Genomic DNA, 10,532 nt, shown 5'->3' on the forward strand with positions numbered 1-10,532 from the left:
ACCGATCGGGTTCCGTCATGGGGCGGGCGCGGCCAGGGAATGGGGCGGGGAATTGGGCAGGAAGTGGGGCGGGGAGAGCGGGTGCACACCGCGCCATGCTGTGGGCCAGAACGCATGGCTGCGAGTGTACGCCCGCAGGCTGCAGGCCCCGGGTGCAGGTACGAATCCGATTGATTTGGGGCGCGATTGTTGACCGATTGCGAACAATCCTTTTCCGCAGCGGGGCTTACTCAAAGAAAACCGGGTCTTTACAGTTCAACCATCCGATTTTTCTTAGCTCAACCTCTTTTTGCCGATTTCAGGAATCCTTGCCATGAACCCCGTTGACACCACCGCTGCCCAACCCCTGCTGAACAAACTGCAATGGCGCTATGCCGCCAAGAAGATGAACCCCTCCAAGGCCGTGCCGCAGGAGAAGGTTGAGCGCATCCTGGAGGCCGCCCGCCTGGCCCCCACTTCCAGCGGCCTGCAGCCCTTCGAGATCATTGTGGTGACCGACCCCGCAGTGCGCGCCAAGATCCAGCCCATCGCCTGGAACCAGGCCCAGATCACCGACGGCTCGCACCTGCTGGTGTTTGCTGCGTGGGACAACTACACGGCCGACCGCATCAACATGATGTTCGACCTGACCAACGAGCAGCGCGGCTTCAAGAACGAAGGCTGGGAGAACTACCGCCAGATGCTGCTGTCCAGCTACCCCCAGCGCGATGCCGAGGTGAACTTCCAGCACGCCGCACGCCAAGCCTACATCGGCATGAGCGCAGCGTTGATCGCTGCAGCGTTTGAAGAAGTGGATTCCACCCCCATGGAGGGTTTTGATCCCAATGCGCTGGACGAAATCCTGGATCTGCGCGCCCGTGGCCTGCGCAGTGTGGCGATTCTGCCCCTGGGCTACCGTGCCGACGAAGGCGACTGGCTGGTGAACCTGAAGAAGGTGCGCCGCCCTCGCGAGCAGTTCGTGACTGAAGTCTGAGTCGTTCGATTTCAGTCAAAAAAAAGCCGGGCATTTGCCCGGCCTTTTTTGCGCGCGCAGGGTTTCAGCGCGTGGCGGGTGCCGTATCTGTGACGCGGCGCATGGGTGTCAGCACCCAGGCCAGCGCAGCCAGCACCACCAGCATGCCGCCGCTGGCCGCAAACAGCTGGGGCAGCGTGATGCTTTTCATCACCCAGCCCGTCACCGCCGCAGAGATGGGCGCCAGGCCCATGAAGATGAACATGAACAGGCTCATCGCCCGGCCCAGCAGCGCCGGGGGCACACGCTGCTGTATCCAGGTGAACACGCTCACCTGCATGAAACCGCCCAGCAGGCCAATCACCAGCATCAGCAGCGCGCCCTGCCACACGGCGGTGATCAGGCCCATGGGCACGAACAGTGCACCGATGACCGCGTCGAACGCCAGGATGGTCATGCCCAGGCTGCCGATGCGCAGCCGGGGCAGCATGCCCGACACCACCATGCCCAGTAGCGTGCCTGCGCCATGGGCGCCCACGATGATGCCGAAGGCGGCGGCGCCCAGCGCGGGCGTGCTGCTGGCCAGCACGGGGATCGCGATGTGGATGGGCCCCATGATGAACAAGGCGATCGCGCTCCAGTAGAGAAAGCAGGTGCGCAGCTCGCCATCGCGCCAGAAATGCGCCAGGCCCTGGGCTACCGACGCCAGCACGGCCTGCGGCGCTGCCGCAGGGGCTGCGCTGCCTGCGTGGGTTTGCACCTTGGACAGCGTCCAGGCCGACACCGCAAAACTCAGCGCATCCAGCGCAAACGCGATGCCGATGCCCGTGGCATTGGCGCGCGCGCCGCCCTCGCTACCGGCAGAGGCGGTCGAGGCATCGCCAAACAGCGCGATCAGCAGGCCCGCCAGCAGCGGCCCGAGGAACATCGTGAGCTGGCGCAAGCCCAGGTTCACGCCGTTCGCCGCCTGCAACTGGTGGCGCGCCACCACGTTTGGCATCATGGCCGTGCCGGCCGGGATGCTGAAGGCCGTGGCCAGGCCAATGCCCAGGGACAGCACGTACACCATCCACAGCGCCAGGCTGCCGACCAGCACCAGCCCCGCCAGCACGGCCAGCAGCACGAGGTTGACGTACTTGGTGACCATCAGCACCTGTTTGGGCGAATGCCGGTCCACCAGCGCGCCTCCGATCAGGATGAACAGCGCACGCGGCACGCTGACCAGGGCCAGCACGGTGCCCAGCACCAGGGTGTCACCCGTCATCTGCAGCACCAGCCAGGGCAGCGCGATCAGCGTGAACTGGTCGCCCAGCATGGACAGGAAGGCGCCGCTGGTGAGCCAGCGGAAGTTGCGGTCCTTGAATAGTGCAGCGCGCGGGTTGGCGGCCGGGCCTGAAGAGGCCGCAGGCGCGGAAGGGGGCGGGGTATCAGGTCGCATGGGCAGTCTTTCCAGAAGGTGGGCGGGTGTGGCGGCGGCCGTTGAGCAACTGGCTCACGGCGGTGAAGCGCACACCCAGGTGGTAGGTGGCCAGGCACAGGGCGGTGGTGGCCAGCACATTGATCAGCATCTTGGCCAGCACAGGAATCGGCAGGCCGTGCAGCAGTGCGCCCCACCCAATGGTCATGGGCAGGTGCACCAGGTACACCCAGTACGAGCTGTCGGCCAGATAGGCCAGCCAGGCGCGGGCCTGCGCCACATGCCGCAGAAAGAACCCGACCAGGGCCAGGCTCCACAGCCAGGAGGCGCCGTTGTAGGCCAGTGCCATCCAGAACTGCAGGTGCCGCGTGGCCGACACGGGGGTGGCCAGCAGGTCAGTGAAGGCTCCGGTGACCAGGACCAGCACGAAGGCCGATGCCTCGGGCTGCGCCAGCACCTCCGACAGCACGGCCGTGATCAGAAAGCACGCCAGCCCCAGGCTTGCCAGAACAGGCCAGTGCCTTTCGTAGCGCGCCACTAGTGTCTTCTGCTGCGCATACAGGCACAGCCCAAACCCATAGAACAGTCCGTTGTGCAGCCATTCCGCCAGCGGCGGCAGGAAGGACCCGTTGGGCGTGACAATGCCATGGTCATAGTCGGCACCAATCCAGGCCAGCGGCAGCGTGAGCACAACGATGCCCAGCGGCGTGCCGCCCAGCCAGGCAACGATGCGCCCCAGGGCGTGCTGCATGCCAGCAGGCAGTGCGCGCACGGCGGACCACAGCACGGGTGTCAGCATGGCCAGCCACAGCAGCATCCACAGAAACCACAGGTGCATGGTGTTCGGGCCCGTCGTCATAGTGGTGTTCTGGGGCATCAGGCTGCGGTCCAGCCCCCACGTACCTTGGGCCATGCGGTGCAGGAACGCCAGGCCCAGCAGGGCGCTGAGCACAAACAAAGGAGGCCAGAACACCACGAACGGCAAACCCAGGCGGCGCAGCCGGTGGCGCACCATGCCGGCCAACCCCCGGCGGTGCACCAGCAGCGACACAAAAAAACCGGCCAGGATGAAAAACACGGGCATGCGGAACGCATGGATCACGGCGACCAGCAGATCGGCCACTGGGGTGGCCTGGTCGTCGTGCCAGGGCAGGGGGGAGGGGCGGCTCATGTAGATCACCGCGACATGCAGCACGATGCCCAGCCACATCATGGCGGCGCGCAAATTGTCCAGCGCATGGAGCCGCAGGCCTGGTGCGGCGGTCCCGGGGGAGAGTGTCGATCCATTCATGGGGACCGACTGTGCAGCCTCACGTCGCGTGAGGGTCAAGCATTTTCAGAGTTCTTTTGGAGGAGTTTCAGGCCGATGGGGGACTGCTCCAGGGGCCGCGCAGGCCAGCGCGGCGTGCAGGAAGGCGCGCACCGGGGCGCTCAGGGGCGATCCGGCCTGCAGCAGCGGCTCGTTGGCCGAGGCCGTGAGCAGTTTCTGGCGCAGCCCAGGGCGCTGGCCGGTCAGTTGGTCGAACAGCGCGTTCCAGCGCAGTGCAGCGGCGATGGCATCCGGGTGGTGTGAGGGTAGCCCACGGGCCAGAAGCTGCTGCACATCGGCCTCCAGCGCGGCCCAGTGGGTATGGGGCACATGGCCGAGCGCGCGCAGATCGTCGCGGGTGATGTACTTCTCCAGCAGCGCCATGCGCAGCTTGATGGCGACCTCGACGTACTCGATCATCTCGCCCGGCGGCGCGTGGTGGCGGCCTTGCGTGGTGGGCTCGGTGCGGAACATATGGCCCCAGCGCTCCAGCAGGTCCAGATCGCCGCCCATCCAGTGCAGCATGAGGGCCATCCAGCGGTAAGCCAATGCCTGGACTTCAGGGGCATCGGGGGGCAGTTGCCGGTCCATGGCGTCGCGCACCAGGTCCCTGACCACCAGCCAGTCTGCCTCGATGAGGCTCCAGTTCGTGAAGATCTGCTTGAGTTCTGTGGCGCTGAAATACTTGCCGTAGGTCGTCATCAGCGCGAGCGCCTCCAGCCAGTTGCCCATGTTGGGCTCGGCGCCCGCCATGAGGCCGTCGCGCAGCATGGTCAGGCGGGCGCGCAGCTCGCTGGCCTGCGCAATCTGCTGGTCCAGCGCGCGGATCTGCTGGCCGATGATGCGTTCGGGCGCCACACCGTCACCCGCCAGCAAGTTGCCGATATCGCTGAGCGCCAGGCCCATCTGGCGCATGGTCTGGATGCCATGCAGCCGCTGCACGTCGGCCTGGCTGTAGAGCCGGTAACCAGCCTCCGAGCGGCCCGAAGGGGTGAGCAGGCCGATCTCGTCGTAATGGTGCAGTGTGCGCACCGTGAGGCCGGTGCGCCGCGCGAGGTCACCGACCTTCAGCAGCATGGGCTCAACGGCCGACCGAAATCAGCTCGACTTCGAAGTTCAGCGTGGTGTTGGGCGGAATCAGGCCACCCGCACCCCGTGATCCGTAGGCAATGGCGGGTGGGCAGGTCAGCTTGGCCTTGCCGCCCGGCTTCATGCGCTGCACGCCTTCGGTCCAGCAGGGGATCACGCCATTGAGCGGAAACGAGGTGGGCTCGCCGCGCTTGTAGGAGCTGTCGAACTCCTTGCCATCCAGGAACATGCCTTTGTAGTGCACCTTGACGGTGTCAGTGGCCTTGGGCGAGTCGCCCGTGCCTTCCTTGAGGGATTCATAGACCAGGCCGCTGGCGGTGGTGATGGGACCCGAGGCCTGCGCGTGTACAGCGGTAAACGGAGCGGCCAGCAGGCCAACGACGAGGAGGGCAGGGGAGATGCGCATGGGATTCCTTTGAATTTAACGAAGGGGGTGTGCTGGCACCGGGCACATGGGGCCAGCGGCGCGCCAGTGTAAGGGTGTTCGGACGCAGGCGGCCGCGTTAACAAGCGTTAATGCGCACGGCGCCGCACGCCACCACACTGGCGCCGCGGCCGATGGGTGCCGCTTCCATTCGCGGAGGTAGACGGATGCAATCACATGGTGGCCCGGGCGGACTGTGGGCTCGCAGGGCTTTTCTGGGCGCTTTGGCAGTTGGCGGTGGCGTGGCGCAAGCGCAGCCCGCACCATCCGCGCAAGAACCCCTGGCCGCGCGGCTGCCGCAGAGCATGGCGCGGCCTGGCGGTGCCGATGTGCCTTATGGGCAGCCATCGGCCTACGAGGCGGCCGTACAGCGCTCGGTGTCGCATGTCTCGGGTTTTGCGGGGTGGCGCACGCCGCTGCAGCACCAGCGCGGCATCATCACCCCGAGTGGGCTGCATTTTGCCGTCCATCACAACGGGGTGCCCGACATCGACCCTGCTCGGCACGAACTGCGGCTGCACGGTCTGGTAGACAAGCCCTTGCGCGTTGACCTGGCCCGGCTGTTGCGCTACCCGATGGTCAGCCGCGTGCATTTTCTGGAGTGCGCGGGCAACTCGGCAGCCAATGCGCTGTCGCCCACGGCGTTGGACCAGACCCTGGGTGAACTCGCAGGCGAGGTGTCGTGCTCGGAGTGGACGGGTATCCCGCTGTCCTACCTGCTCAACGAAGCAGGGCTGAAGGACCGCGCCCGCTGGGTGGTGGCTGAGGGGGCCGATGGTGGATCGCACAGCCGAAGCCTTCCGCTGAAAGCTTTGCTGGAGCATGGCATGGTGGCGCTGTACCAGAACGGCGAGCGGCTGCGGCCCTCGCAGGGCTACCCCATGCGCCTGTTCATGCCCGGCTGGGAAGGCAACGTCAACATCAAATGGCTGCACCGGCTGGAGGTGACCGACGCGCCTGCCTACACCAAGGATGAATCGGGCCTGTACACCCAGGTGCTGGCCGACGGTCGCATTGAACGCTTTGCTTTCCACATGGACGTGAAATCCGTCATCACCCACCCCTCGGGCCAGCAGACGATGCCCGAAACCCAGGGCTTCTATGAAATCGCAGGGCTGGCCTGGTCCGGCTACGGCCGCATTGCCCGGGTGGATGTGTCGGTGGATGGTGGCCGCACCTGGGCGGCTGCGCAGTTGCATGGACCGGTGCTGGACCGCGCGTTCACGCGTTTCACGCTGCCCTGGAAGTGGAATGGACGTCGCGCCGACCTGCTGAGCCGGGCCACCGATGAGCACGGCCGCACGCAGCCGCTGCGCGGCGAGTGGAAGCGGCGCTACGCCTTGCATTCCTTCAACCACTACAACGCGGTGCAGGCCTGGCGCGTGCAGGCCGATGGGCGCGTGGAGAACCTCTATGCGTGAGCGCTGGTACCCCTCCTACCCGTTCGCGTGGATCGCAGTCTTGCGGCGAGGCGGATGGATGTTCGCAGCGGCCGGACTGCTGCTTTACGCCGGGTTCGCCAGCCAGGCGCAGACGCAGCCCGCACCCGGCATGGCACCTGCAGCGCCGCCGGCCATCATTGGCCTGGCGCAGCCAATGTCTTCCGAAGAGGTCGATCGCTACGCCATCACCATCTTTCCCGATGGCCGCAATTTGCCACCCGGCCAAGGTAGCGTGGCGCGGGGCGCGCAACTTTACGTGCAGCACTGTGCGGCCTGCCACGGCGCGCAGGGCGTGGAAGGTCCGGCTTCCCGCCTTGTGGGATCGGATGGCTTCATCGCCTGGAATGACCTGTTGCGGCCTTTGCGTGTGCGCCAGTACCCCTTGCAGGTGCTGTCGGTGGGAGCAATGTGGCCGTATGCCACCACGGTGTTCGACTACGTGCGTCGGGGCATGCCCATGCATGCGCCCAAGAGCCTGACCGATGACGAGGTATATGCCGTGACCGCGCATCTGCTGCACTGGAACGGTCTGGTGGCCGCCAATGCGGTAATGGACAAGGAAAGCCTGCCCCAGGTGGTGATGCCGGGGCGGGACCGCACGGTCAGTGCATGGCCGCTGGGGCGGTGAGTGTCGGTTTCAGCCGCCGCGCCCCGCATCCACCATGCCCAGCCGGGCTCGGATGCGGGAGAGCGACACCGGCGAGATGCCCAGGTAGCTGGCCACATGGTGCTGGGGCAACTGGCTGGCCAACTCTGCGTGCGAGGCCAGGAACGCCTGGTAGCGTGCCTCTGGCGGATGGCTGAGCAGTTCGGCCTCGCGCCGGGCGTGCGACTGGAAGACGTAGCCCAAGGCTTCTTGCAGCGGGGGGCCAATCTGCGGAAAGACTCCCATCCAGTCTTGCAAGGTGGAATAGTCCAGCTCCACCGCGTCTACGGGCCCCAGTGCCTCAATGGCGTAAGGGCTGGGCAGTGCAAGCGGCGGCAGGCTGCCCGCCACCCATTTGCCCGCGCCGTGGAACGAGCGGTTGCGCTCTGTACCTTGTTCGTTCAGGTAGAACAGCCGCACCACGCCGCTGCGCACATGCCAGCAGCGTGTGCTGGTTTCACCGGCACGCTGCAGCAGCGCGCCAGCGCCGAACTGGCGGCGGGGCAGCGCTTGCCACAGTGCCGCCAGAGCGGGCTCCGTCTGGACGAGCGCCTCCAACGCGGGCGGTTCGCAAACGTTGCAGGCGCTGGGCGAGGCGGTCACGGCGCGCTCCGCCCCGTCAGGCGTAGTCCGACACCGGAATGCAGCTGCAGCTCAGGTTGCGGTCGCCCCAGACGTTGTCCACACGGCCCACGGGCGACCAGTACTTGGCCTGGCGCAGGGCAGCCACGGGGTAGGCGGCGGTTTCGCGGGTGTAGGGGCGGCTCCATTCACCGCTCAGCAGGTTCTCGGCCGTGTGCGGTGCGTTTTTGAGCGGGTTGTTGTCCTGGGGCTGGGCGCCGCTCTCGATTTGGCGGATCTCTTCGCGGATGGCGATCATCGCGTCGATGAAGCGGTCAATCTCGAACAGTGTTTCGCTCTCGGTGGGCTCCACCATCAGCGTGTTGGGGACAGGGAAGCTCAGCGTGGGCGCGTGGAAGCCGTAGTCGATGAGGCGCTTGGCGACATCCTCGGCCATCACGCCGCTGGTGTCCTTCAGGCCGCGCAGGTCCAGGATGCACTCGTGCGCCACATGGCCGTTGGCGCTGGCGTACAGCGTGGGGTAGTGGTCCTTGAGGCGCGCGCTGATGTAGTTGGCACTCAGGATGGCCGTCTCGGTGGCGGCCTGCAGGCCGTCTGCGCCCATCATGCGGATGTACATCCAGCTGATGGGCAACACGGCGGCGTTGCCCAGGGGGGCTGCGCTCACGGGGCCGACCTTGCCAGTGGCAGGGTTGCGCGGCTGATCGCCCTGACCGGGCAGGCCAGGAAGGAAGGGCACGAGGTCTTCGACCACACACACGGGACCGACGCCAGGGCCGCCACCGCCGTGGGGAATGCAGAAGGTCTTGTGCAGGTTCAGGTGGCTCACGTCGCCGCCAAACTCGCCGGGCGCGGCCACGCCCACCAGGGCGTTCATGTTGGCGCCGTCCACGTATACGCGGCCGCCGTGGCTGTGCACCAGGGCGCACAGCTCCTTCACCTGGGTCTCGAACACGCCGTGCGTACTGGGGTAGGTGATCATCACGCAGGCGATGTTGCCGCTGTGCTGCTCGCACTTGGCCTTCAGATCCACCAGATCCACGTTGCCACTGGCATCGCAGGCCGTCACCACCACCTGCATGCCCACCATCTGCGCGCTGGCCGGGTTGGTTCCATGGGCGCTGCTGGGGATCAGGCAGATGTTGCGGTGGCCCTCGCCGCGCGACTCGTGGTAGGCCTTGATGGCCAGCAGGCCGGCGTATTCGCCTTGGCTGCCCGCGTTGGGCTGCAGGCTGATGCCGGCGTAGCCCGTGGCCTCGCACAGCCAGGCGCGCAGCTGTTCATCCAGCGCCTTGTAGCCCTGCTGCTGGTCAGCCGGGGCAAACGGGTGCATGTTGGCAAACTCGGGCCAGGTGATCGGGATCATCTCGCTGGTGGCGTTGAGCTTCATGGTGCAGCTGCCCAGCGGGATCATGCTGCGGTCCAGGGCCAGGTCCTTGTCCGACAGCTGGCGGATGTAGCGCAGCATGCCGGTCTCGGAGTGGTGGGTGTTGAACACCGGGTGCGTGAGGTAGCGGCTGGTGCGGCGCAGCGCGGCGGGAATCAGCGGCTCGATGCCGTTCTCGAAAGCGTCGAAGGTGGGCAAAGCCTGGCCGTCCTTCGCAAAGACCTTCCACAGCAACTCGATGTCGGCGCGCGTGGTGGTCTCGTCGAGGGAAAAGCTGACGTACTCGCTCCAGGTCACGCGGATGTTGGCGCCATGCTCGACGGCTCGCCGGGCGAGCACTTGGGCCTGATCAGCGCCCACGTGGAAGCTCAGTGTGTCGAAGGCATGTTCATGGGCGGGTGTATGGCCCAGTTGGCGCAGTCCCGCTGCCAACACGGCCGTGAAGGTGGCAACGCGCAGTGCAATGCGCTGGAGACCTTCCGGGCCGTGGTACACGGCATACATGCTGGCGACCACGGCTGGCAGCACCTGGGCTGTGCAGATGTTGCTGGTGGCTTTCTCGCGGCGGATGTGCTGTTCGCGCGTTTGCAGCGCCAGCCGGTAGGCGGGTTTGCCGTGTATGTCCACGCTGACGCCGACGAGACGGCCAGGCAGCGAGCGTTTGAATGCATCGCGGCAGGCCATATAGGCCGCATGTGGCCCACCCGCTCCCATGGGCATCCCGAAGCGCTGGGTGGTGCCCACCACAATGTCTGCGCCCCCAGTGTTGGCAGGGCCTCCATCCCATTCGCCGGGAGGTGTGAGAAGGCACAGGGCCAGCAGGTCGGCAGCCACGATGTAGGCAGCCCCATTGGCATGCACCCTGGTGGTATCACCGTTGTCCACACCGAGGCGGCCGCTGGTGGAGGGGTACTGGTCAAGTACGGCGAAGTAGTCATCTCCCGCCAGCAAGCTATCCCACTGTTCCGCGCTGTCGGCCAGCACCACCTCAATGCCCAGTGGCTTGGCACGCGTGCGGATCACCTCGATCGTCTGTGAGTGGGCATCCCCTGCCACGATGAAACGGTTGCCCTTGGCCTTGACCGAGCGTTTGGCCAGTGTCATTGCCTCTGCTGCGGCCGTGGCTTCGTCCAGCATGGACGCATTGGCAATGTCCATGCCCGTCAGGTCGCACACCATGGTCTGGAAGTTGACCAGGGCCTCCATGCGGCCTTGCGAGATTTCGGCCTGGTAGGGCGTGTAGGCGGTGTACCAGGCGGGGTTCTCCAGGATGTTGCGCATGAT

The 10,532-nt window shown here is 66.2% G+C and carries 9 protein-coding genes; 3 read left to right on the plus strand and 6 right to left on the minus strand.

Going from position 1 to position 10,532, the window contains the following annotated elements; translation table 11 throughout:
- Nucleotides 1–313 precede the first annotated feature (313 nt).
- Complete coding sequence (locus tag AC07Z7_RS24220; protein ID WP_494767918.1) at nt 314–973, plus strand: NAD(P)H-dependent oxidoreductase; 660 nt, start codon at nt 314–316, stop codon at nt 971–973.
- A gap of 64 nt (nt 974–1,037) precedes the next feature.
- Here the strand turns inward: AC07Z7_RS24220 and AC07Z7_RS24225 are convergent, their stop codons facing one another.
- From AC07Z7_RS24225 to AC07Z7_RS24240, 4 genes are read right to left on the minus strand one after another with little or no spacing between them, the layout of a single operon-like run.
- Nucleotides 1,038–2,390 carry an MFS transporter gene (locus AC07Z7_RS24225; RefSeq protein ID WP_494767919.1) on the minus strand — a complete coding sequence of 451 codons (1,353 nt, stop codon included), beginning with the start codon at nt 2,388–2,390 and terminating at the stop codon, nt 1,038–1,040.
- On the minus strand, nt 2,380–3,660 hold the full coding sequence (locus tag AC07Z7_RS24230) for an acyltransferase family protein (RefSeq protein ID WP_494767920.1): 1,281 nt from the start codon (nt 3,658–3,660) through the stop codon (nt 2,380–2,382). The genes AC07Z7_RS24225 and AC07Z7_RS24230 overlap by 11 nt, the downstream gene beginning before the upstream one ends.
- A gap of 45 nt (nt 3,661–3,705) precedes the next feature.
- Nucleotides 3,706–4,755, minus strand: a complete 1,050-nt coding sequence (locus tag AC07Z7_RS24235) for a MerR family transcriptional regulator (RefSeq protein ID WP_494767921.1) — start codon at nt 4,753–4,755, stop codon at nt 3,706–3,708.
- Nucleotides 4,756–4,759: 4 nt separating this feature from the next.
- On the minus strand, nt 4,760–5,173 hold the full coding sequence (locus tag AC07Z7_RS24240) for an FKBP-type peptidyl-prolyl cis-trans isomerase (protein WP_494767922.1): 414 nt from the start codon (nt 5,171–5,173) through the stop codon (nt 4,760–4,762).
- Between the two features lie 185 nt (nt 5,174–5,358).
- On the opposite strand from AC07Z7_RS24240, the gene soxC reads away from it, so the two are divergent.
- Together soxC and AC07Z7_RS24250 are read left to right on the plus strand one after the other, a co-directional pair.
- Nucleotides 5,359–6,612: a sulfite dehydrogenase gene (soxC, locus tag AC07Z7_RS24245; protein ID WP_494767923.1), complete on the plus strand. Its 1,254-nt coding sequence runs from the start codon at nt 5,359–5,361 to the stop codon at nt 6,610–6,612.
- A 58-nt stretch (nt 6,613–6,670) separates the two neighbouring features.
- Nucleotides 6,671–7,261 (plus strand): c-type cytochrome, encoded by a 591-nt coding sequence (locus AC07Z7_RS24250; RefSeq protein WP_494767924.1) that lies wholly within the window; start codon nt 6,671–6,673, stop codon nt 7,259–7,261.
- Nucleotides 7,262–7,270: 9 nt separating this feature from the next.
- On the opposite strand, the gene AC07Z7_RS24255 is transcribed toward AC07Z7_RS24250, so the two are convergent.
- Complete coding sequence (locus AC07Z7_RS24255) at nt 7,271–7,882, minus strand: Crp/Fnr family transcriptional regulator (protein WP_494767925.1); 612 nt, start codon at nt 7,880–7,882, stop codon at nt 7,271–7,273.
- A 16-nt stretch (nt 7,883–7,898) separates the two neighbouring features.
- Nucleotides 7,899–10,532: aminomethyl-transferring glycine dehydrogenase (gcvP, locus tag AC07Z7_RS24260; RefSeq protein ID WP_494767926.1), on the minus strand; the 2,634-nt coding region annotated here is incomplete at its 5' end.

Source organism: Acidovorax sp. GW101-11A03, from assembly GCF_059424825.1.